16 protein-coding genes and 1 pseudogene are annotated in these 24,544 nt (G+C 45.8%); 7 read left to right on the plus strand and 10 right to left on the minus strand.

The annotated features are described in order from the left end of the window. Window positions 1–8: 8 nt before the first annotated feature. Together HMPREF0659_RS07875 and HMPREF0659_RS07880 are read right to left on the minus strand one after the other, a co-directional pair. Window positions 9–3,185, minus strand: coding sequence for a SusC/RagA family TonB-linked outer membrane protein (locus HMPREF0659_RS07875; protein ID WP_013265148.1), 3,177 nt, complete (start codon window positions 3,183–3,185; stop codon window positions 9–11). Between the two features lie 27 nt (window positions 3,186–3,212). Next, the gene (locus tag HMPREF0659_RS07880; protein ID WP_013265520.1) at window positions 3,213–4,427 is read right to left on the minus strand and encodes a glycoside hydrolase family 5 protein; all 1,215 of its coding nucleotides are present in this window, start codon (window positions 4,425–4,427) and stop codon (window positions 3,213–3,215) included. 277 nt (window positions 4,428–4,704) lie between these two features. Here HMPREF0659_RS07880 and HMPREF0659_RS13070 point away from each other — a divergent pair, with 277 nt between their 5' ends. Both HMPREF0659_RS13070 and HMPREF0659_RS07885 read left to right on the plus strand, forming a co-directional pair. After that, a complete protein-coding gene (locus HMPREF0659_RS13070) occupies window positions 4,705–4,833 on the plus strand; it encodes an IS1/IS1595 family N-terminal zinc-binding domain-containing protein (protein WP_458692619.1) in 129 nt (42 codons plus the stop codon). A gap of 94 nt (window positions 4,834–4,927) precedes the next feature. Continuing rightward, entirely contained in the window at window positions 4,928–6,145 is a 1,218-nt protein-coding gene (locus tag HMPREF0659_RS07885) for an IS4 family transposase (RefSeq protein WP_044046034.1), read from the plus strand. A 691-nt stretch (window positions 6,146–6,836) separates the two neighbouring features. On the opposite strand, the gene HMPREF0659_RS07890 is transcribed toward HMPREF0659_RS07885, so the two are convergent. Then, window positions 6,837–10,853 carry a hybrid sensor histidine kinase/response regulator transcription factor gene (locus HMPREF0659_RS07890; RefSeq protein ID WP_013265459.1) on the minus strand — a complete coding sequence of 1,339 codons (4,017 nt, stop codon included), beginning with the start codon at window positions 10,851–10,853 and terminating at the stop codon, window positions 6,837–6,839. A 418-nt stretch (window positions 10,854–11,271) separates the two neighbouring features. Here HMPREF0659_RS07890 and HMPREF0659_RS13040 point away from each other — a divergent pair. Further along, window positions 11,272–11,918, plus strand: a pseudogene (locus tag HMPREF0659_RS13040) (transposase). 324 nt (window positions 11,919–12,242) lie between these two features. Here the strand turns inward: HMPREF0659_RS13040 and thrS are convergent. Then, window positions 12,243–14,192, minus strand: a complete 1,950-nt coding sequence (gene thrS / locus HMPREF0659_RS07900) for a threonine--tRNA ligase (RefSeq protein WP_013265405.1) — start codon at window positions 14,190–14,192, stop codon at window positions 12,243–12,245. A 385-nt stretch (window positions 14,193–14,577) separates the two neighbouring features. Here thrS and infC point away from each other — a divergent pair, with 385 nt between their 5' ends. The 4 genes from infC to HMPREF0659_RS07920 all read left to right on the plus strand — a co-directional run bounded on the left by infC (window position 14,578) and on the right by HMPREF0659_RS07920 (window position 17,034). After that, window positions 14,578–15,258: a translation initiation factor IF-3 gene (gene infC / locus HMPREF0659_RS07905; RefSeq protein WP_009436028.1), complete on the plus strand. Its 681-nt coding sequence runs from the start codon at window positions 14,578–14,580 to the stop codon at window positions 15,256–15,258. A 113-nt stretch (window positions 15,259–15,371) separates the two neighbouring features. Beyond that, window positions 15,372–15,569, plus strand: coding sequence for a 50S ribosomal protein L35 (gene rpmI, locus HMPREF0659_RS07910; protein ID WP_009436018.1), 198 nt, complete (start codon window positions 15,372–15,374; stop codon window positions 15,567–15,569). A gap of 35 nt (window positions 15,570–15,604) precedes the next feature. Next, window positions 15,605–15,949 (plus strand): 50S ribosomal protein L20, encoded by a 345-nt coding sequence (gene rplT / locus HMPREF0659_RS07915; protein ID WP_004383393.1) that lies wholly within the window; start codon window positions 15,605–15,607, stop codon window positions 15,947–15,949. A gap of 305 nt (window positions 15,950–16,254) precedes the next feature. Further along, window positions 16,255–17,034 (plus strand): hypothetical protein, encoded by a 780-nt coding sequence (locus HMPREF0659_RS07920; protein WP_013265905.1) that lies wholly within the window; start codon window positions 16,255–16,257, stop codon window positions 17,032–17,034. A gap of 50 nt (window positions 17,035–17,084) precedes the next feature. Here HMPREF0659_RS07920 and HMPREF0659_RS07925 read toward each other — a convergent pair whose 3' ends face one another. The 6 genes from HMPREF0659_RS07925 to HMPREF0659_RS07950 all read right to left on the minus strand — a co-directional run bounded on the left by HMPREF0659_RS07925 (window position 17,085) and on the right by HMPREF0659_RS07950 (window position 24,348). Beyond that, complete coding sequence (locus HMPREF0659_RS07925) at window positions 17,085–17,519, minus strand: hypothetical protein (RefSeq protein WP_044046035.1); 435 nt, start codon at window positions 17,517–17,519, stop codon at window positions 17,085–17,087. A 64-nt stretch (window positions 17,520–17,583) separates the two neighbouring features. Beyond that, complete coding sequence (locus HMPREF0659_RS07930) at window positions 17,584–18,081, minus strand: STM3941 family protein (RefSeq protein WP_013265814.1); 498 nt, start codon at window positions 18,079–18,081, stop codon at window positions 17,584–17,586. A gap of 6 nt (window positions 18,082–18,087) precedes the next feature. Beyond that, window positions 18,088–20,820, minus strand: coding sequence for a Tex family protein (locus HMPREF0659_RS07935; RefSeq protein WP_013265214.1), 2,733 nt, complete (start codon window positions 20,818–20,820; stop codon window positions 18,088–18,090). A gap of 42 nt (window positions 20,821–20,862) precedes the next feature. Beyond that, window positions 20,863–21,393 carry a 50S ribosomal protein L19 gene (locus HMPREF0659_RS07940; protein ID WP_044046036.1) on the minus strand — a complete coding sequence of 177 codons (531 nt, stop codon included), beginning with the start codon at window positions 21,391–21,393 and terminating at the stop codon, window positions 20,863–20,865. A gap of 23 nt (window positions 21,394–21,416) precedes the next feature. Next, window positions 21,417–22,067 (minus strand): murein L,D-transpeptidase catalytic domain-containing protein, encoded by a 651-nt coding sequence (locus HMPREF0659_RS07945; RefSeq protein ID WP_013265176.1) that lies wholly within the window; start codon window positions 22,065–22,067, stop codon window positions 21,417–21,419. 139 nt (window positions 22,068–22,206) lie between these two features. Beyond that, window positions 22,207–24,348: a M3 family metallopeptidase gene (locus tag HMPREF0659_RS07950; RefSeq protein WP_044046172.1), complete on the minus strand. Its 2,142-nt coding sequence runs from the start codon at window positions 24,346–24,348 to the stop codon at window positions 22,207–22,209. Window positions 24,349–24,544: the final 196 nt, after the last annotated feature.

Below are 24,544 nucleotides of genomic sequence, written 5' to 3' on the forward strand. Positions count from 1 at the left end.
TTTTGAGATTAGAACTTCACGTTCACGTTTAAACCATAGCTCTTGCGAGATGGTAGAGAGCCATATTCCAGACCGAGACCAGAGGTATTGTAACTGGAGTCTGGGTCGATGTTAGGAATATTCTTCCAAATAATGAATGGGTTACGAGCCACGAAGGATACGGTCAAGCCCTTGACATACTTGCCCAGGATGCTCTCTGGGAAGGTATAGCCGAAAGTAATCTCACGACACTTCACGTAAGAGTTGTCGTAAACGAAGGCACTCTGCACGCCATTTGCTACATGCTTCCAGTAATCCTCAGGGTTCACGGCGATGTCGTTCTTACGATAAGTACCATCGCCATTGTCGATGACACCCTCTACGACAAATCCCTTGCAGTTACCTGTTTCACGCCATGCGGCAAGGTCCATACCCGAAGCCTTACGAGCCTCCTCAGAAGTGTACCACTCCTCACGGCCTGCCAATGTTCCCTTTGCCTTACCTGTCTGGTATGCGGAACGCATGGACATAGAGTAGATGTCGGCACCTACCTTAACATCGAATGCAGCAGAGAGGCGGAAGTTCTTGTAGCTGAAGGTTGAGTAGAAACCACCTGTCCAGTCCCAAGTAGAGTTACCGATGGTCTTGATTTTCTGGTCAACCTTTGGAAGACCAGTAGCTGCATCGACAACCACCTGACCCTTGTCGTTGTAGAGGAAGTCGTGTCCACGGATGGCTCCATAATTCTCTCCTACCTTGGCACCAACAGAAACACCGCACCAGTATGCCTTCGCCAACTCGAAGTAGTCCATGCCATTGGTGAGCGACTTCACCTTGTTGGTATTCTTCGAGAAGTTGACACCCAAGTCCCAAGCGAAGTCCTTGATCTGCAAGGCACGGGCATTGAGGGCAATCTCGATACCCTGGTTCTGAATCTCACCGGCATTGATGAGGCGGTAAGCATAGCCAGAGGTGGTGGTTGAAGCCAAGCTCAAAATCTGGTCCTTGGAGTTCTGGTTGTAATAGGTGGCATCCAAACCCAAGCGTCCGTTGAAGAACTTCATCTCCAAGCCTACCTCGTAAGAATCTGTCATAGTAGGCTTCAAATCCTTGTTTGGCTGTGTTGAGTTGGCTATCATACCGATGGTATAACCCGAGTAGCTGTACTTGCCCGTGGTATAGTTGAGTGCCAACAGGTATGGATCGGTATCGCTACCTACCTTTGCCCAAGATGCGCGAATCTTACCGTAATTGATAAACTTCTTGTTCTTGATAAACTCGGAGAAAACCAAGCTACCAGATACAGAAGGATATACGTATGTATTGTTATTGGTAGGGAGCGTAGATGACCTATCGCCACGGAGAGTTCCCTCCAGATAGTAAGTATGTTTGTAGCCGAGGCTCGCACTGGCATAGAGGGAAGAAATCTGCTTCTTATACATGCTCTCACGAGTATTCTGCTCCTGATAGTTCATGATGTTCTGTATTCCATTCATCTGCTGGTTGAGACCAACGTTGGTAGTGGTCTTGTTGTTCACCTTGAAGATGTTACCACCAGCGGTAGCATTGACATCGAAGTCGCCCCATGAGTTGTTGTAGAGGGCGAGTATCTCGGCGTTGAATGTGCGGTTGTTGAAGATTTGGTCGGTAAGCTTTCCGGCAGGAGTACCTGGAGTTGTTTTGGCGATGAAGTCCTCGAAGTTCATGCTGTTGATGTCGGTACCGATGGTACCCTGCAACTTGAGGTGGTTGTCGATGTTCCAGATGGCCTTACCCGTAAAACGGAACACGTCCTTGTCGGATGTATTGCTGTTCTTATAGAGATCCCAGTATGGGTTCTTGTTATACTGGTCGTTACCATTCCAGTTGGAATAGTTGCCGTCGGCATCCTCATAGTGCTTCAACCAAGCCTGGTCGTAGGTACCCGCCAGAGTCATGAGGTTCTTACCCACGTTGCTCTGGGAATCGCCAAGGGCAGGACGATTCTTCACCTTCTCACGAGTATAGTTGGCGGTGAAGTCGAAGTCAACAGGACCTGCGGAGGTATTAACACGGAGGTTGAAGTTGTCACGACTCATATTGGTGTTAGGCAGGATGTCCTTGTTGCGCATATCGGTAACAGAGAAACGCATACCCGTCTTACCGGAATTAACAGAGAGGATGGCAGAGTTTTGGGTGGTGAAACCTGTGCGGAAGAAATCGGAGGCGTTGTTAGGGTGCATCAAGAATGGACGCTCCTCACCATCGAAATACTTGAACATGAAATCATCGGCCTTAGGTCCCCAACTGGTATTGGTACCAGAGGTGCTGGATGCAGGAAGCTCGCCATTGTAACCAGCGCCATATATCTCCTGGATGTCGTCCCACTTAGCCAACTGGGTATCGACAGTGTAAGAACCATTGTACTCCACGGAAATCTTATCCTTCTCCGCCTTCTTGGTCGTAATCAAGATAACACCGTGGGAAGCACGGCTACCATAGAGGGCAGAGGCAGCAGGACCTTTCAATACGGTCATCGTCTCAATATCATCAGGGTTGATGGCAGAGATTCCATCACCCAGATCATAACCGCCACTTTCACCAGCACTGCCAAAGTTTGTATTATCCAAAGGCACACCATCCACCACGTAGAGAGGCTGGTTGTTGCCTGCCATTTCTGTATTACCACGAAGGAGCACGCGGGTAGAACCAGAAGCACCGCCAGCCGTATTCTGCACGACGAGACCAGCCACCTTACCAGAAAGAGAGTTGATGACGTTGGTTTCCTTCGCCTTGCTGAGTTCCTCACCCTTCACTTCCTCCAAGCCATAGCCGAGAGCCTTGCGGTCTCGTTTGATACCGAGGGCGGTAACAACTACCTCATTCAAGGCTTTACTATCCACTTGCATCTTGATTTTCATACCATTAACAGCTTTCACGGTCATCGTCTTGTAACCGACGTAGCTCACTTCGAGTGTAGCTCCAGGCTTGCAATTCAGCGTAAAGTTACCATCCAGATCGGTAACGACACCGTTTGTTGTACCAGTCACCTTCACGCTTGCACCAATCAAGGTTTCGCCAGTAGCATCCACTACTGTACCCTTGATACCTTGGTTCTGCTGAACGCTCATAGCAGCATTGTTCATCTGAGCAGCGAGGATGGCAGAAGTAGGCATCCACATCAAACCTGCACCGAGCATGCCGAGAAACATGGTTTTCTTTCTCATAATAGATATTTTGTTTTTAGTTTAACATTATTCTTTCCCAAAGATTCCTTCGAGAATCCAAGGAGCATTCACCTTCATACTCTTGAAACGATCGAAGATGCCATACTTCTCAGAGCCGTTGCCAAAGTGGTTGTTGTCCCAAACGAAAGTAGAGAAGCCTCGTTTGCGAGCCTCCGTAGTCAAGAACTTACAGTAGTAGGTCATGTTTTCATGCACTTTCACTGAGTTTGACTTATAGTGGTCGGTTACTCCCCATTCTCCTATTACGATACCCAGTCCTTTGTTACTCCATGTATTCATTGCCTTATCGAAGAAATCCGTCATCGTCTTCTCGTTTTCAGCAGGTATCTTGCCAACATCCTTGTAGGCATCACCCCAGTAATCGTAGGCGCAATCGCCGGCATAGCTCCATGGCTGATAGTAGTGGAATTCCACACTCATATAGTTGTTGCCATTGCCTTCGGCATCCTTCGGAATGACGAATCCTCCATTCTCGATACCAAACCAAGGGTTGCAAACGTAAGTCTGTAAGATGAGGTGGCGCTTGGCATTGTTGCCGCCTGTGGCACGAACCATATCCACGAATATCTGATTGTAAGCATTCTGCACTTCGAGGTTCTCGGCAGTAGGCTTGCTCCAGTTGTCCCTGACGTGAACCTCATTGGTACCGGCGAAAGCCAAGCGGCTGTCATAATTGGCAAACTCAGAGGCGATATTCATCCAGAGGAGCGCAAGCTTTTGGCAGTTTTCATCCTTATATTGATAGGTCGGACGACCTTCGAGCCATTTTTCATGATGCGCATTGATGATAACCTTGAGGTCATTATCCAGACACCAACCCACTACCTCCTTGATACGAGCAATCCAAGCCTTGTCGATGCTCATCGCCTGAGCATTGGTAATGTGGCACTGCCAACGGATTGGAATCCGGATGGCATTGAAACCTGCCTTCTTCACGGCTTGTATCATCTTTTTGGTGACAACGGGATTGCCCCAAGCTGTCTCTGCATGGATGGAACCGTCAGGGTTGCCAATCTGCATCGACTCTCCATCCTGTCCAGGAGCTGAGCACTCGAATTCATTGCCGAGATTCCAACCTACTACATCCTTGTTCCATTGCTTGGCGGTAGGAATCGATTCGCTTGTATCAGGCGTATCCACCACCGAAGGACTAGCACTGCAAGAAAATACAGTAAACATACTTACAAATAGCAAGCAGATTTTCAAAAGGTTCCTTTTCATTATTAAGTTTATTGTTGTTTATGCTTAATTGTTTATTGATTGCGAGTTATTGTTTGAACTTGGCTGCAAAAGTATAGAAAAGAGGAAAAAACTAGGTTAGAATGCAAACAAAAAAGGTTTCAAATCTAACTTATCGTTAGGTTTGAAACCTTACATTTTATATATAACTAACTGAATATCAGTAGGGCGTAATGGACATTTGGTAGGCTGAAAAACTCTTGGAATTCTTTTATTTACTACCTTTGCAGCATTTGAAAATCTATGAATAAAAAACTGTATCTTCTGTAATAGCTCAAATGTTAAAAAGAATGGGTATCGACGTTCTGTTCAGATGTATTCCTGCAAGGATTGTGGTAGACAATTTCAAGGTGGTCTGCGTATAAATAATATTATTGCTGTCCGGTAAACCTTTTCCACATAATAAAAGTTAAGGGCTAAAATCCGTATTTGGATTTCAGCCCTTTTTGTTACTTTTGTTTCTGCGATAAAACTTCAATAACATGGGCAAAAGTACACATTTTATCGGACAGCCGGTCTATAATCAGGTAATAAAATTACTCGATAAGCAACAAATCAAGCAAATCAGCCTTGAAACACCCCGAAGTGAAGCTTATGTGAAGCGTCTTGATGGGTGGACTCACCTTGTCATAATGCTTTTCGTTGTTCTCAAACACTTTGATTCTCTTCGGGAAGTGGAGATAGGCATGAAGGCTGAAGTAAACAAATTTCATCATCTTGGCATCGACTATATCGTCCGTCGTAGTACGCTTGCTGATGCCAACAAGCGTCGCCCACAAGAGTTCTTTGCAAGCGTTTATGCGTACCTCTTAGAGCGTTATGGTTCTTTTTTATCGGACAGCCGCCCTAAAGGTGAACAGAAGACATGGGAAAAGCTTCTGTATATGATGGATTCAACTACGATTACCCTTTTTGACAACATACTCAAGGGTGTAGGCAGACACCCCAAGAGTGGTAAGAAGAAAGACGGTATGAAGGTTCATACGGTGATGAAGTATCATGTTGGCGTTCCCATGGTCGTACAGCTTACCTCTGCCGCCACGCATGATCATTATCTACTTAAAGAAGTGCATCTTCCTAAGGATGCTACCCTTACCATGGACAGAGCATACGTTGATTATGCACAGTTCCAGCGACTTACAGAGGAAGGGGTATGCTATGTGACCAAGATGAAGAAGAATCTCACCTATACGGAGTTGTCCTCAGTAACCTATGTAAGCCCTGATGGATTGGTTACACATACAGACAAGAAGATTGTCTTTGAGAAGGGGGAGATAAGACACCAGGCAAGACGAGTGGAACTGTGGAGTGACAACTCACATAAGTCAGTTGTCCTGTTGACCAATAACCTTGAGCTTGATGTAAAGGACCTTGAGGAGATTTACAAGCGAAGATGGGCTATAGAGTCCCTTTACAAGCAGCTCAAACAGAACTTCCCACTGCATTTCTTCTATGGTGACAGTGTAAATGCCATACAGATACAGACATGGGTAGTACTCATTGCCAATCTGCTTTGTACCGTTATCTCCAGAATGATAAAAAGACACGTATCCTTCTCGCAGCTAGTAACCATGCTGAGGCTCACACTGATGTATTACACTGATTTCATCTCATTTATGGAAAATCCACAAAATGATGAACTCATCATAATAGCTGAAAAGGCAAATTCACCACCAAAAGAACTTGACTTATTTGATTAGGGGGCTTGGATTTCAAAAAAGAATGAGGAATTACCTATATAAAGGCAATTCCGCAAGGATTTATATGTTATTTAAGTTTTACCGGACAGCAATAAAATAATATGGTTCTTCCGTTAAATGCGTAGATTGTTAATAGAATGAGATTAATCCACATAAACGGAATAATTACCCCCATTTAGATGGTTTTATAAAGGGGGATAAACTATATGATAAACGTAATTAGCTGCGATATCGATCTGTCTTCTACAAACAACTTATTCCCCCATTAGTTGAAATTTGTAAACTATTTTCATGTGTTTCAAAACCAACACATGCTCTTTGGGCTTCTAAAAGACGCCCAATTGACTTGCAAAAGGTGCCCTTTAAGACCCTTACTAACGCCCTTTTGAAGTCCAATTAAGCACCTTTTATTTTACTACTTAGTAACTACTTGATTATCTGTTGATTGCATACCTACTTCTTATATGTGTTTTTGGCGTTATTTATAGATATTTTCTTTGAAATTATGTAATAATTTTTCAAACTCTTGCCTACAAGTTTTCGAAGTCTTAAAATGAAAAGGTTTTCAATGAAAGAGGATGATAATAGGATAGAATGTTGACTGTCTTAGCCATATTTTTGTTTAATGAGCAACCTCGGCTGCTGATAGTAGTAACTTTACGTCCTTTACTAACAATTTACACTGTTCATTTTAGTCATACTTACTAGGTGACACCCCGAAATGCTTCTTGAAGACTGTACTAAAGTACTTTACGTTTACAAATCCTGTCTTCATAGAGACATCCAAGACGCTATCGCCTTGCTTCAGATACTGGGCTGCCTGCTCCAAACGGATGAGTCGTATGAAGTCTTGCGGTCCTTGCCCCGTCAGAGTCTTCAACCTGCCATAGAAGAGGGTGCGGCTCATCGCCATCTCCCGGCAAAGGCGGTCGATGGTGAAGTCGGTGTCGCTCAGGTTATCGAGGATGAGACGGGTTGCTTTCTCAACGAAAGCTTGGTCCATCGGATCCAATCCCAGTTCTTTTTCATCGGAAGATTTATTCTTTTCATCAGAAGCAGATGACATGGAAGGTTCGCTTGGCAACAGGCTCTTTTGAGACGATTGCCCAGAGTCTTCTCCTCTGACGATGGCGAGACTTCGCTCCATATAGTATTGACTCAGACGACAACGGTTCTTCAACATGCTCGTTATCTTGCTGGCAAGAATGGCAGAGTCGAATGGCTTCGCAATGTAATCGTCTGCTCCAAGGTCTAGACCTTCTATCATGAAATCGCGCCCTGCCTTCGCTGTTAGGAGGATGACAGGTAGCCAACTGGTCTCCTTGTTTTCCTTGATGCTACGGCAGAGTTCGTCGCCCTGCATACCCGGCATCATCACATCCGATACTACGATGTCACACTCACCATTCTCTGACAGATACTTCAAGGCAGCCTCACCACTCTCCACATCCACCACATGGTATTGGTCGGCGAAAGCCATACGGATGTATTGACGGAAGTCTTCGTTATCATCGACAAAAAGGAGCGTGTCCTTAAGTGATTCTTCTGATTTTATTTTTTCATCAGTAGACATGGAGTTATCGGAAGTTTCTGGCAAACTTGATGGCTTGGAAGAAACGGAAACATCAACATATCCGTTATCAGGCAATACAACCAAGAAAGTAGATCCCTTGCCTTCCTCACTCTCGAACGTTAACTTTCCTCCCAGTTTCTGCACAAGCTGGCGAGTGAGCATCAAGCCCAAGCCACTGCCCATCTCCTGAGAGTTGACAGCATTGGAGGCACGAAAGAAACTCTGGAAGATATGCTTGGCCTCGATTTTCGGGATACCAATGCCGGTATCGCTTACCTGGATGCTGACTTGCTTACCAATCTCATCAATCGAAGCTGAGATGGTGATGGTTCCACCCACCTTCGTATATTTTATAGCATTGGAGAGCAGATTCTCGAATATCAGATCCATCATAGAAAGATCGGTAGAGAAGGTATGCTGTCCACAGGTTGCCAACCGAAGATTGAGATGTTTCTCCTGGGCAGACATCTGGAACTTATCCACCTGCTGACGCAAGAGAACAGACAGTTCCACTTTCTGCATGTGGACTTGTGTCTTCACTACGGCTATTTTCTGGAAATCAAGCAACTCGGTCACCATCCTCAGAAGTTTGTCGCCATTACACAGTGCCATCTCCAAGAACTTTCGGCTCTTATCGCCCAGTGTAGTATCTTTCGCCAAGTCGGCAAGAGGAGCCAGCACAAGACTCAAAGGGGTACGGATGTTATGGGCGGTATTCACAAAGAAGTTGATCTTGTCATCGTAGTACTTGCGATGCAAACGCTCTCTGTAGTAATCCCAGCCGAAATAGACTATAACACCTAAGATACAGAGATAGGCAATCCATGCCCACCAAGAGTTCCACCATGGTTGGGCGATATGAATGCGCAAGGTGGATTCTCCCAATATGCGTCCGTTACTCCTACCCATTGCCTTGACATGCAGGGTGTAACTGCCAGGAGGCAAATTGGCGAAACGAGCCTGCTGGTAGGCAGAAGGCACACTCCACTGATGGTCATACCCCGCCAGGTAATACTGATATTGGATGTCGTGCTGATACGGATAGTTGATGCTCTCGAAATGCACGATGAGGGTTTTCTCATCATGAGAGAAACTCATCTTTCCTTCTTGCAACATCTCGAAGAGTTCTGCATGCCAATCTTCCAGTTGGTCAGCCTCATCGAAAGTCTTTCCTTCCACCTCAACACCCGTGATATGAAGAGGAGCCTTGTAGTTCAATCCCCTGGCAAACTTGGATGCTAAGACCACAGCTCCTTCACTGCTTCCGAATATCATTCGCCCGTCTTGCGTTCGGACCACAGCCATACGCTTGTACTCCCGCTCCAATCCCTTGAAGAAGTTGAGATTGATTACCTTTCCATGATCGATGAAAGCCAGTCCCTTGTCGGTACTCATCCATACCTGGCCAATGGGAGTCTTGACCAAGGCATAGACGGTGTTGGAAGGCAAAGACTGCGAGATGGTATAGTTCTTAACCTGGTGCTTCTGCCAATCGTAGAGGTACAAGCCTCCTCCATCGGTGGCTATCCAGATATGCCGTGCATCCTGAAAATCCATCGCATTGACAAAGAAATTATAATCGACTGACGGAAATTCCGACGGATAGAAGAATCGACTGACACGAAGGCTTCGCTTGTCGATACGATAACATCCATGGGTCGTTCCCACCGCAATAATCTTCTTATCAGGAGACTCCACGATACTCTGAACCTCATTGATTGGCAAGTAGTTAACGGAGTTATCCACATTTCCATTCTTTTCTAATGATGATGGGATATGTACCAAGTCTCCATCCAAACAACCTATCCACAAGCCTCCTTCGCTATCCTTGAAAATGCTATACACATAGTCGGTCTTTAACTTGCCATTCGACACAGAGTAAGCCCGACTACTGCTTCCATCGGCATGAACCTGAAAGATGCCATCACCATAGGTTCCCACCAAGACCTTGCCATCAGCAGTCTGACAAAGGGTTAGCGCCACCTTATTATATAGGGAATGATGCCACAGATGGGTTTGCTCGTCATAGATGCTCACCCCCTTGTCGGTAGCATACCATATTTTGCTATTGCGGCCCTGTGCATCCACGCTCTGCATAACATCGTTCACACCATTATTGATAAGCGACTGGCTGTTGAGATTCTCATGACGCACAAACTCCAAGGTATGCTCCATAGGAATAGCCATATCCACACCTCCTGAATAGGAGCCCATCCAAAGGTCGCCAAGATGGTCCTTGCAAAGGGCATAGACGCCATTGCCATGCAATACATTTTCCGGTCTGCCATCCGTATTCAAAAGTAGATTCGTCTTACAAGTCTTCTTGTCGTAGGCATAGACACCTGCTCCATCCACCGCCATCAAGATGGTGGCTGCATCGTAGGGGATAATGGAACGAACAGGAATGAGCGGAATATCTGATAAGGATGAGAATTGCGTGAGAGAAGACAATGGCTTCCATGTTCTGTCATCGAGCAAGAGAATGCCACGATGGAAAGTTCCCAACCATATCTGATGAGCCTTCACGTCGTGATAAGACGAAAGCACGGAATACCCTCGCAAGAGCAATCGAGGCTGGGCTGCATTTTGTGAATAGGCGAAGACTCCCGAAGGAGAACCTATCAATAATTGTTTGCCGAAGAATCGGATATGATTGACATATGTGTTCTTCAGAATGTATTTTCCTTTGTTCGACGAACTATACGCTGTTTTGTCTTTGCTACCAGCAATAGATAGAGGAGCCATCATATACACGCCCCTATCTAACGCCATCCAAAAGCATCCCTTGTCATCAACCAACAAGTCATTGAGCACCACACTTCCTCCAAGTACATTCATCAGATTGACCTGGAGTTGGAATGTGTCTTTCACCTTATTATATATATAGATCTTTCCTTTATTATCATAGGCATAGATATGCTGTTGGCTATTCTTAGTCAACTTGATGTTTCTACCACTGGCATCACTAAACTGCATATCCGTAGCCAAGGTATAGTTTCGTACCTGTTGACCATTGTACCTGTCAACGCCTCGCTTGGTACTGATCCACATAGCACCATCCTCAGCCTCAACTATCGAATACACACGGGCACTGGAGAGCCCATTGTCCGTATTGAGATTCGACAACATCAGCATATTGCGGGTCAAATATTCCTGAGCATGAAGCTGCAAACACAGCACCATGCACAAGAGCCACAGGAAACCAACCTGTAATCTTAGGAAATATGATAAGCCTTTATTTTTCATTTATCGGTCCAATATATTAATTTCTTCCAGTCCCTTGGTTTGCTTCTTCGGCGTTATGCCGAGTCCCTTCAAGCTCTCCACCCTGCGCATCACGTTGCCGCTTCCATCGTAAAGCTGCTACCTTGTCTTATCGAAGGTCCTGGAAAGACGAGTTATCAGATCATCGATACCCAGGAAGAAGCCGATGGCAAGCCCTATAACGATTCCTATTACTTTTTTATATTGAAGTTGTCTTGACTTTTTATTTTGTTAAAATTGAGAGGATTTCTTATCTTTGTATTAGCAAACCAAGCCTCAAATTCCTCTCATGTACAAAGTACTATACAAAGATACAATAAAAATGAAATTCTACCTCATTTATCAGTTGCAAAACGTGGATATATTTGCCAAAGTAGACTGTAAGAGGTAATTCCATACATTCTTTATAAGCTTAAGACTGGTTGTCAATGGTATATGCTTCCAGTTTTATCGTTCTTCACAGCAAAGGTTCTTCATTGCAAAACTGTGTATGGACATTTTCGCAAATGGTGTAAGAAAGGAGAATGGCAAAAAGTGTGGACAACACTTCTAAACCGTTATAAATCTTTCTTGGATATGTCAAGTATAGATTTGAAGTGTTCTTACAACTCACAATGCCTGATATCTCTATTGACGGATTATTTTTCAATGCCGATGCGGGATTCGATGGAAAAGAGTTTAGGCACATGTGCCTAAGAATGGGTGTGTTTGCAAATGTAGCATTTAATCATAGAGTAGGAGGTGTTTGACGATATTCTGTATAAAGAAAGGTACAGCATAGAAAGAACAAATGTGTGGTTGGATTCATACAGAAGTTTGTAGAACAGATTTGATGTTACTTTGACCAGTTGGCAAGCATGGGATTATATAGCATTTATGGTTATTCTGATGAAGAAAGTGAAAAAGAGCAAAAGTCAAGATAAGTTCTATAAGTAGTTTTTTCCTTAAAGCAAAAAAAAGACCATTTCTTTACTCAAAATCGAGTACAGAAATGGTCTTTTTTAATGAATTGTTTCAAACTGTAAGATTATCAAAATGGTATTTGCATTTTGACACACCCTTGTAAGAGATTCTCTCCTCTCGTAGTGAGAGGAGAAGACCATAAAGGTCATAATATGTTAGCCTCAAAAGCGAAGGACTTCTAACTTCTGTTCTTCCCCTACAAATAAGTTATTATGATACCACCACTTACCTAACATAATAGGGATATCGCGGTATTCACTCCCCTCCCTTCGGGGAGGTTGGGTGGGGCTTTCTTTATTAATCCAACCCCTTCAGCTGTTCAGCAACCTCGTTGTTGATACGCTCTGCGAAGGCTTCCATTGTCATAGTAGCCTGCTCGCCACCGCCCTGCTGACGCATTGAAACGAGACCCTCGGCAGCTTCTTTCTCGCCAACGATAACCATGTAAGGAACACGCTTGAGCTCGTTGTCGCGAATCTTGCGACCAATCTTCTCGTTGCGGTCGTCCATAATTGAACGTACGTCGTGCGCATCGAAGTAAGCCTTCACCTTGCGGGCATAGTCGTTATACTTCTCAGAGATTGGGAGGATAGCAACCTGATCAGGTGTCAACCAGAGTGGGAAGTGACCTGCTGTGTGCTCGATGAGAACGGCTGTGAAACGCTCGAGTGAACCGAATGGTGCACGGTGAACCATCACTGGTGTCTTCTTAGAGTTGTCTTCTGCTGTATATTCGAGTTTGAAGCGGTTAGGCAGGTTATAGTCTACCTGAATTGTACCGAGCTGCCAACGGCGACCGATAGCATCCTTCACCATGAAGTCGAGCTTAGGACCATAGAAGGCAGCCTCACCAAGCTCTACACGAGCGTTAAGACCCTTCTCTGCGCATGCTTCCTTAATGGCTGCTTCGCTCTCTTCCCATACCTCGTCAGAGCCGATATACTTCTCCTTGTCCTCTGGGTCGCGGAGGGAAATTTGTGCCTCGTAGTTATCGAAACCGAAGGTCTTGAACACCTTGAGGATGATATCGATATTGTTCTCAAACTCTGCCTTTACCTGATCAGGACGTACGAAGATATGCGCATCGTCCTGCGTGAAAGTACGAACACGTGTAAGTCCGTGAAGCTCACCGCTCTTCTCGTAGCGGAATACGGTTCCAAACTCTGCGATACGCAGTGGAAGATCCTTATAAGAACGTGGCTTATGAGCATAAATCTCACAGTGGTGAGGGCAGTTCATTGGTTTGAGCATATACTCCTCATCCTCCTCTGGTGTGTGGATTGGCTGGAACGCATCCTTGCCATAGTGGGCATAGTGACCAGAAGTTACGTAGAGGTTCTTACCACCAATACCCGGTGTGATTACCTCCTGATAGTTGTAAGGACGGAGGAGACGACGCAAGAGCTCCTGTAGGCGCAGGCGAAGCTGTGTTCCCTTTGGCAACCAGATAGGAAGACCCTTACCGACACGGTCAGAGAACATAAAGAGTTCCATTTCCTTACCAATCTTTCTATGGTCGCGCTTCTTAGCCTCCTCAAGCATCTCGAGGTATTCATCAAGCATCTTCTTCTTAGGGAAGGTGATACCATAGATACGTGTCATCTGCTCGCGCTTAGCATCGCCACGCCAGAAAGCTCCAGCAACGCTGGTTATCTTGACAGCCTTGATAGCACCCGTAGAAACGAGGTGCGGACCACGACAAAGGTCGGTGAAATTACCCTGCGAATATGTTGAGATAGTGCCATCCTCGAGATCCTCAACGATGTGCTCCACCTTATATTCCTGTCCATCGGCAGTAAACTCCTTAACAGCATCCGCCTTAGAGACATCACGACGAACGACCTGCTCGTTCTTCTTAGCAAGTTCGCGCATCTTCTCTTCAATCTTTGGGAAGTCATTCTCAGAGATTGTCTGACCCTCTGCAGGCATCACGTCATAGAAGAAGCCGTTCTCAACAGCTGGTCCGAATCCGAACTGAATGCCTGGGTAAAGCTCCTGCAAAGCCTCAGCGAGGAGGTGGGCAGAAGTGTGCCAGAAGGTGTGCTTACCTTCTTCGTCATCGAACTTGTAAAGTGCGATGGTAGCGTCCTCATTGATAGGACGATTGAGTTCTGTTGTTTCGCCATTTACACCGCAAGATACAACGTCACGGGCGAGAGCCGGCGAAATGCTCTCGGCGATTTGAAAACCAGTTACGCCCTGCTCGTATTCACGAACGGAACCGTCTGGGAAAGTGATTTTAACCATACTACAAATTAGTTTTATAAATCAAATATGTGGCAAAGGTAATACTTTTAATTCAGAATTCATAATTCATAATTCATAATTATGATTACTTTATTAAATTAATAAGATATAATCTAAACATTAAGGTAGAAGTTTTTCATTATTATGTTACAAATATGCTTACTAAATGTATGTTTCCTTAAAAGCTATACAGATAGGAATATTTTTAATAGTCTGCCTGTAAGTTATTGATGTACTTTTACTGTTAAAGGATAATAAATTGGAAAAGTACATGTTGTTTTTCAACGTTGGAGGAGAAAAATATTAGTAAAAACGCTTGGATAATCGGTTGGAAAATAGTAACTTTGCACGCGTTTAGCGAATTTAGACACTTTAAAATAGTTGAATGAAGAATGACAAAATGAAAATGAAGTACCGCGTGAACGAGCAGATTCGCGTTCGGGAAGTACGTGTGGTAAGTGATGATGGAGCTGAGGTTATGCCTACGCGAAAAGCGTTGGAATTAGCTCAGAAAGAGGGAGTTGACCTTGTGGAGATTTCTCCTAACGCACAGCCACCGGTTTGTCGTATCATCGACTATTCTAAGTTCCTCTACCAGCAGAAGAAGCATCAGAAGGAGATGAAGCAGAAGCAGGTTAAGCAGGAGGTGAAGGAGATTCGTTTCGGTCCTCAGACGGATGAGCACGACTATAAGTTTAAGCTCAAGCATGCGCAGGAGTTCCTCAATGCAGGTAATAAGGTACGCGCATACGTGTTCTTCCGTGGTCGTTCGATTCTGTTTAAGGAGCAGGGCGAGGTGTTATTGCTTCGTTTCGCCAACGATCTTGAGGAGCTTGCAAAGGTAGAGCAGCTTCCGAAACTCGAAGGCAAGAAGATGTTCCTCTATCTTGCACCTAAGAAGGCAGGTGTTGCCAAGAAGAGTCAGCAGAAGCGCGACCGTGAGGAGGCAGAGGCTGGTGCGAAGGCAGGTGCTGAGGGCGTCAGCGAGGAGCCAAAGACGGATGGCGGTTTGTTTGCCAACGCTAAGAATGGTGCTGACGCATTGAAGAAACTGAATATTGACTAACGCCCGTTGGGTGTCTCCTCGTTATGAGGGGCGACATGGGCAACCTGTGCGTAACGTCCTGGTATATACGTTGCCACAGATGAATATAAATAACAATTTTAAATTTTACAAAAATGCCAAAACAGAAGACAAATTCCGGCGCAAAGAAGAGATTCACGTTCACCGGTACTGGTAAGATTAAACGTCATCACGCTTACCACAGTCACATTCTGACTAAGAAGACAAAGAAACAGAAGAGAAATCTTGTTCACCAGACGCTCGTGGATGGTACAAACTTGAAGCAGGTACGCGACCTGCTCAGACTTCGTTAATTCATTAGTCAAACAAATTAAAAGGAAAGAAAACTATGCCAAGATCAGTCAATCATGTTGCTTCAAAAGCAAAGAGAACAAGAATTCTGAAGCAGACTAAGGGTTACTATGGTGCCCGTAAAAATGTTTGGACGGTAGCAAAGAATACCTATGAGAAGGGTTTGACTTATGCTTATCGTGACCGTCGTAACAAGAAGCGTAACTTCCGCGCATTGTGGATTCAGCGTATCAACGCTGCTGCTCGTCTTTATGATATGAGCTACAGCCAGTTGATGGGTGCATTGCACAAGGCTGGTATCGAGATCAACCGTAAGGTGCTCGCTGACCTCGCTGTTAACAATCAGGAAGCTTTTAAGGCTATTGTTGACAAAGTAAAGTAAATTAATGACGCTCACGAACGTGGGCACTCGTTATAACGGAATGGAAGCTGTCGCCTGAAAGGGTGGCAGCTTTTTTTTAGAAAGCCCCACCCGACCTCCCCGAAGGGGGAGGAGTAGCCTCACCCCAACCCCTCTCCGAACCAACGGTCACTGACTGAAGGGAAGTAAAGGAGAGGGGAGTGAACAGCGTGTTATCCCTATGGTAGTCCTTTCGCCTTCCTCGAACCAGCAGTGAGCGTCGGTTTAGAACGGGGGGGAGTGAACAGCGTGTTATCCCTATATAATTAGATGATTCTGTGGTTAAAATGAAAGAAGTAAAGAAGAAGTCCCTGAGCATAGGGGTGTCTCGCTATTTACTTGCCTCTCCTTTTGGAGAGGGGTTGGGGGTGAGGCTCTTGTTCAGATACATTGTGGCAATTCTGCTGCTCGTTGTAGGAGTGGGGCAGGAGGCACATGCGCAATATGTGATAACGAAAGAGACTGCGAGGTGTCTGACGAAGCAGGATTCTTTATTGTCGGATAATTTTGGGCAGAAGGTTGATGGGCAGCTTAAGGGTTCTTATCGTGCTGATACTGTAAGTCTTATTGATAAATACTTTCGTAGGGGTATGTCGAGAAAGGGCATACTGATGATTCCTAAGGGTAAACGACCTGCACCCGAAACCTATTTGAAACGAAGATATATAAGGCGACATCTGAAGAATTTTAAGGCAGGTGCATCGTGTATTGTTTCGAAAGAATTGTTAGAACGATATCATGGCGACTCTATCGGTAAGGCTGATAATAGTCAGTTTATCATGATGAAATCGGAGATGGATAGTGTATTGATGAGAAGTCATGGCGACTTGTCGCGTATCGAACATGAATTGGGAATCCCTGCAGGTGCGTGGAAACATCGGGTATTAGTAAGAATTGACATCCCCAAACCAAAGAAACTCAAGTTGAGGATGCCGTCGGGTAACGAAATCGGAGCGAATGTGTTATGGCTTCCAGGTGGACTTCTACCTACTGGATATAAAGAAGCGGTGATAGATAGGATTCCGAAAGGAAAATATAAAGCTTCGTTGATTGAGATTACCCAATGATTGTATAGAAAGAAACTTAAATAAGAGGCTATCGCTCATATTCACCTGATTTAAATGTAATGAATAATGAGGATTAGTATGATAAGGAAGCATAAACCTATGATACCATCAAGGACACGATTGGAAAAGTATTCGGGATTACGAGGGTAAATGTCAACATCTATTAGCTTTAATTCGCCAGTTTCAATCATACCTTGTATTATCTCTTTCTTACTTCTACCCTCTTTGAGAAACATTTCGAGTGTTTGTTGTTGTTCCTCATTCAGGTCTATATCATATGCTTGATTACGTTGAATTTGTCTCTGCTTCCATCTCTTGAATTGTTCTTTGTATGATTCTTTGAAGCAATCAAATACTGGTGATTCAGTTATCAAGGAATGATAACTATAATTATCTCTGATAATAAAGCGATGATAGACGAAGCGAAGTGCAGCACCTATATGAACCAATGTTAAGCCTATAAAGCCTCCAATAATGTCATGCATAGCTTAATACTCACCTCCAATCCCTCCCAAAGGGAGGAGGGCTTAAATAGGGTTATTTGTTATATTATTTATGTTTTGCCAAGTTCAGCTTGCAGAGCGTAAGTGCTTCTTCAGCTCGCCCATCCATCATATAGGCAGGGAAGGAGTAAAGGGCGTTGATAGTCTTGAGGTTATACTCCATAGTCTTGCGTTTTATCCACGAAGGTTCGTTTGCGATAACCTTTTCAGGGTTTTTCATCTGAATGGTTATCAACCTGTTACCTTTAAAACGTATTAGGGAGAAGTCGGCAATCTCGTTCCATAATATTTCCTCAGCTCCGCAGATAGAGATACCTCTATCGGTAAATTCTATTTCTTTCTTATGGTTTATGAGAAGTTTTACCTTTTTATAAGCCATAAACAAACCGCCGCCACCAAAGAAGATGATGGAGAGGATGCCAGTAACTCTTATTGTCCATAGTGGATAAGTTGTGGTGGGGTTTTCTATGGTAAGGAGCCATACGCCCAAGGCGGTAAACGCAATACAACCTAAGTAGGCAAGGATTTTCTTTGTCTGATTCATATATTTTTATTGTTTGATATTCTTCATACTCAATGCGATACGTTTGCGACGCATATCGACTTCGACGACACGGACGCGGACGTGCTGATGAAGGCGGATGACTTGTGTGGGGTCAGTGACGAAGCGGTCGGAGAGTTGAGAGATGTGGACGAGTCCGTCTTGATGAACACCGATGTCGACGAAGGCTCCGAAGTTGGTAATGTTCGTCACGATACCGGGGAGTTCCATTCCTATGATGAGGTCGGAGAGGGTATGGACATTCTTGTCGAATTCGAAGACTTCAACCTCTCCACGTGGATCGCGCCCAGGCTTCTCAAGCTCGGTGAGGATGTCGCGGAGGGTAGCCTCCCCCGACCCCTCCGAAAGGAGGGGAGGCAAACTTGTAGATACATTGCTGAGGTGTTGGGGAAGATTTAAAGCGCCCTTATCCTCTCGTGTGCGCATAGGCACTCCTCCCTTTTCGGGGAGGTTGGGTGGGGCTCCTCCCCTCCTTTCGGAGGGGTTGGGGGAGGCTTCACTCCCCCTCTCCCTTCGGAGAGGGGGCTGGGGGGTGAGGTACCTTTTGACATCAATTTCTGCCAAGAGTTTCTTATTGCCAATGAGATCCTTTATCGTACATTTCAAGTCCTTCGCCATCTGCTCAACGATGTGATAGCTCTCGGGGTGAACGGCAGAGTTATCGAGTGGGTTCTTGGCATCGGGAATACGGAGGAAGCCTGCGCATTGCTGGTAGGCAGTATCACCCAGACGCTTCACCTTCTTGAGCTGGGCACGTGAGGTGAAAGGACCGTGCTCACGTCGGTAATCAATGATGTTGCGGGCAAGGGCAGGGCCGAGTCCGCTGACGTAGGTGAGCAAGTGGAGGGAAGCCGTGTTGAGGTTGACACCCACCTGATTGACACAACTCATCACCGTTTGGTCGAGTGAATGCTTAAGCTTTGATTGGTCGACATCGTGCTGATATTGTCCAACACCGATGCTCTTCGGGTCAATCTTCACGAGTTCAGCGAGCGGGTCCATCAGTCGTCTACCGATAGATATGGCTCCACGTGTAGTCACATCCTCGTCGGGGAACTCCTCACGAGCCACGGGAGAAGCGGAATAGATGGAGGCACCGTCCTCGGAGACGAGGAAGATAAACAAGGATGAAGCGGACCCTACTGGCCCAACTGGCCTAACTGGCCCCTCCCCCGACCCCTCCCCCAAAGGGAGGGGAGTAGTATGTCCTGCTGATTGTGGTTTGCTATTAATTGGAGAAGTATTATCTGTAAATTGCTGTTTGCTTTTAGGCAAGTGACGGTAATCACTCCCCTCCCTATGGGGGAGGGGTGAGGGGGAGGGGCCAGTTGTAGTTTCGGTCGTTATGTTCTCAACAAACTCCTTACTCTCCCTGCTTGCCGTACCATTGCCAATGGCAATAGCCTCAATATTATAAGTGTTTATCATCCTTTGCAGGGCTTCCGTGGCTTGTCTTACCTGATTGCGTGGTGGATGCGGATAGATAATCTCATGATGAAGGAGGTTACCTTGTTCGTCAAGGCAAGCTATCTTGCATCCGTTGGCAAAACCGGGGTCGAGGGCGAGGACACGTTTCTGACCGAGTGGGGGAGAGAGGAGAAGCTGGCGGAGGTTCTCGGTAAAGACTTTGATGGCTTCTTCGTCGGCACGCCCCTTGCTCAAGGCAGCAAATTCATTTTCAATGCTCGGATTGATAAGACGTTTGAAGGAGTCTTCAACGGCTTGGCTAACGAGGGTCTGACAAACTCCGTGTCCACGCACGAATTGGCGGGTGAGGCGTGCAATACATTCTTCACCGTCAATCGTGATGCTTACGCGTAAGATGCCTTGGTCCTCACCACGGCGCATGGCAAGAAGTCGATGGCTATTGCATCGTCGGAGAGGTTCGGAGAAATCGAAGTAATCAGCGAACTTCTGTGCCTCGTCGGTATCCTTCATCTTCTTGATGACCTTCGACGTAATGACAGCCCCACGCTGGTAAGCCGTGCGGACGGTATTGCGTGCCTGCTGGTTCTCGGAGACAATCTCGGCAATGATGTCCAAAGCCAAAGCCCCACCCGACCTCCCCGAAAGGGGAGGAGTGCCTATGCGCACACGAGAGGATAAAGATTCTTTGGCTCTTCCTTGATATTTCTGCAGAATACTTGCAAGTTTGTCTCCTCCCCCTTCGGGGAGGTCGGGTGGGGCTGTAGGTTTTTGGGCTTCTCTCATTATCGCCAACGCTAACGGCTCCAATCCCTGTTCACGTGCAATCTGCGCGCGTGTACGGCGTTTGGGTTTATATGGTAGGTAGATATCTTCCAACTCTGTGGAATCCATACAAGCGAGAATCTTTGCTTCTAATTCTGGTGTGAGTTTCTCTTGCTCGCGGATTGTTCTGAGTATGGTCTCCTTACGTTTTCCGAGTTCCTTCAAACGGTCATAAAGTTCGCTGATATCAGTTATCTGAACCTCATCAAGCCCCCCTGTCCGCTCCTTACGATAGCGCGAGATGAAGGGAATCGTACAGCCCTCGTTTAGTAAGGTGAGAACAGCCGATACGCTTTGGAGGGGAAGGGAAAGCGAGTGGGAGATGAAGGAAGCACCAGAAGCCCCCTCCGGCTCCCCCGAACCAACGGTCACTGACCGAAGGGAAGTAAAGGGTGGGAGAGCCCTATTTGCTGAGGGTTCGCTATTGTTTTTAGGCTCGTTATTTTTGTTGTATGTTGGTTGTATATTCATTTTCAGATATAGGTTTATGTTTTTGGATAAAAGCCTTACATATTATTTGGTAGTCAGGCTTTTTGTCTTAATCACGATGGTTGGATGTTTTTCTTGTCGTGGATCGTTTATATAAGTAAGGATGTTGACAGAGCCTATGTCCGTGGGCTTAATACCCTTTGGCAAAGCCTCCGTTATACGTTGGGGTGAGAGTTTGTAATCAATGATAGTCAACTTCTTTCGTGGTTTCCTTAGTTTACCGTTTATTACCCATTGTAGTTCTGCAAGCGAGTTGGTTCGCATGATGATGATATCTTTGGGTGGTTTACAGAATATGATGTTCTTCCCTTGCCTTATCTGCTCTTCTACTGCGAATGTCTGAATGGATTCAATCGCTTGGGGCGGAATAAGTCCCAGTCTTTTTGCCACAATCTCTTTGGCCGAATCCGACCGCATCTCGTCGATGGTGACGTGCAGGAGGGAGTCGGGAAGGGGTGTGCCGTCAATGACGCATAAGGTCTGCGCATGTGTGCTGAGAGTGGTGAGCACAGTCAGGATTATACAAGTCAGGGTTCTTTTCAGGTTCAGTTCCATTATAATCTTTTTGTTCGTCAAGATTATTTATATGCATAAAGCAGGATAGGCTTCTTGCTCTTGTCACAAAGGGCTTCGATTTTCTTCAGCATAGCAGGGCTTGTGGTGAAGCATCCCCACGAAGCATCGGAGAGTGGGAGATAAGATGTGAGATGGTGCATAATGCCCACGTATCGAGAACTATGAATGAGGATATTTCTTCGTCTTGCATTGCTGTTTGATGCATCCAACCCATCAAGGGCAAAACGCAACCCGACAGTAGCGGAATAGCCTTTCTCTGCAATCTTGAAAGCTCCGAGACTTGAGCATCTGCTCCCCTCTTTGTTTGAGAAAACAGGTTTCCATGCACTGTTTCCCTTTCCTTTGCCATGTGCACAGGGACCAGTGTCGAGTACGGATAAAGTCTTCAGGTCGATGATAGCCATTCGGTCCTCACCCGATGGGCGCGAAAAGTCCACGAGGATGCAGTAGTCTTCGTTATACCCCTTTTCGTGACAGATTTCCCATACATCTTTGAAATAGCTTTGGAATGAATAGGACTTTATCTTCCAATAGCCTTTTACCCCAAAGTTGAGGGTTAGAAGAGAGAGAAGAATGAAAAAGAAGAGGCGGACCCAACTGGCCCCTCCCCCGCCCCCTCCCCCAAAGGGAGGGGAGTAGCATGTTCTGCTCATTGTGGTTTGCTATTAATTGGAGAAGTATTATCTGTAAATTACTGTTTACTTTCAGGCAAGTGACGGTAATCACTCCCCTCCCTTCGGGGGAGGGGTAAGGGGGAGGGGCCAGTTGGTTGGTTCAGCTGGTTGAGGCTTCTTACATCCCCCTCGCCTTCAGCAATCCCTTTGTATCAGGAGCTTTGAGGCCAGTGAAGTCAGAGAAAATCTGCATCAAGTCGCGTGTATTACCACGTGAGAGAATCTTCTGGCGGAAGTCATCACCCACCTTACGTGTCAGTGCACCGTGAGCCTCGAAGTAATCAGCAATGTTTGCGGCTAATACCTCACTCCACAGATAGCTGTAATAACCAGCTGCATATCCACCACCCCAAATGTGGTTGAAGTAAGAAGTAGAGTAGCGTGGAGGAATCTGATTGTTCAACAGACCCATATCCGCCAGCACCTTCTTCTCGAAGGCTGGAGCCTCTTCGACTGTCGGAACCTCAGATGGTGAGAGGCAATGCCAAGCCAAGTCTACGCTTGTAGCTGAAAGGTTCTCGCCTAATGCGTAAGCTGAAAGGAAGTTGAGCGAACCCAACATCTTCTCACGCAGGGCATCTGGCATCGGTTCGTTGGTCTTGTAATGGCGTGCATAGTTATTGAACACCTCTGGTATGCTTGCGAACGACTCATTAAACTGTGAAGGCATCTCCACGAAGTCACGTGATACGGCAGTACCACTCAACGTGTTATACTTACAGTTAGAAAGCATACCGTGCAGGGCGTGTCCAAATTCGTGGAACATCGTCTGAGTCTCATCCCAAGTAAGGAGCGTTGGCTGACCTTCAGGAGCCTTGGCATAGTTACATACGTTGTAGATGAGCGGTTTCTGGTGACGGTCACCACTCTGCTTGAGGAAGGCACTCATCCAAGCACCACCACGCTTTGTCGGACGGCGGAAGTAATCGCAATAGAAGAGCGCCAACTGCTTGCCGTTAGCATCTATCACGTCAAACACCTTCATATCCTTGTGATAAGTAGGGATATCCTTACGCTCGCGGAAGCTAAGTCCATAGACACGATGAGCCGCATAGAAGATACCGTTCACGAGTACGGAATCAAGATTGAAGTAAGGCTTCACGTCATCATCTGAGAAACTGTACTGATCCTTCTTCATCTTAGCCGAATAATAGAAGCGGTCGTAAGGCTGGAGGCGGAAGTCAGCACCCTCCGTCTTCTGAGCATACTCCTCTATAGCCTTTGTCTGAGCCTCCGACTTAGGTTTATAAGCCTCAATCATCTGATGCAAGAAGGCATAGACGTTATCCGTATTCTTTGCCATCGTCTTTGATAGCGAGTAAGAAGCATAGTTCTTGTAACCCATCAGCTGAGCCTTCTCCGCACGCAAGCGAGCTATCTTCACGATGACAGGGAAGGTATTGTAAGCACCAGTGCCGTCTGTACGATGAATAGAAGCGTTGTAGACACGCTCACGTAAGCCACGGTTTTCAAGACTTGCAAGGATAGGCTGCTGAGTGGTATTCGTAATTACGATGCAGTAAGGTGCCTTACCACCACGGCTCTCAGCATCTTTCTTGCACTGAGCGATATCCGTCTCGCTGAGTCCTGCTAATTCCTTCACGTCACTGACCCATACGGTAGCCTCATTGGCAGCCTTAGGAAGCATATCGCCAAACTCCTGCTGAAGCTTTGCCAACTCCTTGTTGATTTCCTGCATACGTGCCATCTTCTCTTTTGGAAGCAAGGCACCGGCATGAGTGAAGTCCTTGTAAACCACCTCTAATAACTTCTTGTCTTCACCCTTGAGCGTCTTGTACTCATGGTCATAGACATACTTGATGCGCTGGAAGAACTTCTGGTTGAACTTTATTTCATTCTCAAACTCCGTCATCAGTGGTACGATACTTCCCTGTGCCTTTTCAATCTCAGGTGTCTTGTCAGCAGATACCAGCGCATAGAAGATGTTTGAGATACGTTCCAAGTCCTTTCCGCTCCGCTCGTAAGCCAAGATAGTATTAGCGAAGGTAGGTTTCTGTTTATTGTCCGTAATCTTCTTTATCTCAGCTCTCTGCTCAGCGATAGCCGCTTTGATAGCAGGGAGATAGTCTTCACCCTTGATACGGCTGAAATCAGGGGCGTTGAAAGGTAGCGTACTCTGTTTCATAAGCGAATTGCTGACCGTCTGTGTGGTCTTAGGTCTTGCTTTCTGTGCCTGACCTGTAAGTGCTGTGCAGGCAAGTCCTGCGGCAAGCACAACATTTTTAAGATTCTGTTTCATGTTCATAATATTGTTGGGTGTTGGGTGTTGGGTGATGGGTGTTGATGGTGTGTAGATTTTAGTAATCATCAACACCTCTCACCTAACACCTCTCACCCCTTACCTATTTTACCGCAAACTTACATAAAAAAAACGAGATTATGAAATTAATGGGGTGGGAAATGATGGGTGATGGGTGATGGGTATTGGGTGATGG

It is taken from the genome of Prevotella melaninogenica ATCC 25845 (assembly GCF_000144405.1).
Taxonomy (GTDB): Bacteria; Bacteroidota; Bacteroidia; order Bacteroidales; family Bacteroidaceae; genus Prevotella; species Prevotella melaninogenica.

Bases quoted from the DNA above. Each gene is read 5' to 3' on its own strand.
- HMPREF0659_RS07875 (WP_013265148.1), bottom strand. From the start codon at position 3,185: ATGAGAAAGAAAACCATGTTTCTCGGCATGCTCGGTGCAGGTTTGATG.
- HMPREF0659_RS07880 (WP_013265520.1), bottom strand. From the start codon at position 4,427: ATGAAAAGGAACCTTTTGAAAATCTGCTTGCTATTTGTAAGTATGTTT.
- HMPREF0659_RS07885 (WP_044046034.1), top strand. From the start codon at position 4,928: ATGGGCAAAAGTACACATTTTATCGGACAGCCGGTCTATAATCAGGTA.
- HMPREF0659_RS07890 (WP_013265459.1), bottom strand. From the start codon at position 10,853: ATGCTGATGTTGTCGAATCTCAATACGGACAATGGGCTCTCCAGTGCC.
- thrS (WP_013265405.1), bottom strand. From the start codon at position 14,192: ATGGTTAAAATCACTTTCCCAGACGGTTCCGTTCGTGAATACGAGCAG.
- infC (WP_009436028.1), top strand. From the start codon at position 14,578: ATGAAGAATGACAAAATGAAAATGAAGTACCGCGTGAACGAGCAGATT.
- rpmI (WP_009436018.1), top strand. From the start codon at position 15,372: ATGCCAAAACAGAAGACAAATTCCGGCGCAAAGAAGAGATTCACGTTC.
- rplT (WP_004383393.1), top strand. From the start codon at position 15,605: ATGCCAAGATCAGTCAATCATGTTGCTTCAAAAGCAAAGAGAACAAGA.
- HMPREF0659_RS07920 (WP_013265905.1), top strand. From the start codon at position 16,255: ATGAAAGAAGTAAAGAAGAAGTCCCTGAGCATAGGGGTGTCTCGCTAT.
- HMPREF0659_RS07925 (WP_044046035.1), bottom strand. From the start codon at position 17,519: ATGCATGACATTATTGGAGGCTTTATAGGCTTAACATTGGTTCATATA.
- HMPREF0659_RS07930 (WP_013265814.1), bottom strand. From the start codon at position 18,081: ATGAATCAGACAAAGAAAATCCTTGCCTACTTAGGTTGTATTGCGTTT.
- HMPREF0659_RS07935 (WP_013265214.1), bottom strand. From the start codon at position 20,820: ATGAATATACAACCAACATACAACAAAAATAACGAGCCTAAAAACAAT.
- HMPREF0659_RS07940 (WP_044046036.1), bottom strand. From the start codon at position 21,393: ATGGAACTGAACCTGAAAAGAACCCTGACTTGTATAATCCTGACTGTG.
- HMPREF0659_RS07945 (WP_013265176.1), bottom strand. From the start codon at position 22,067: ATGAGCAGAACATGCTACTCCCCTCCCTTTGGGGGAGGGGGCGGGGGA.
- HMPREF0659_RS07950 (WP_044046172.1), bottom strand. From the start codon at position 24,348: ATGAAACAGAATCTTAAAAATGTTGTGCTTGCCGCAGGACTTGCCTGC.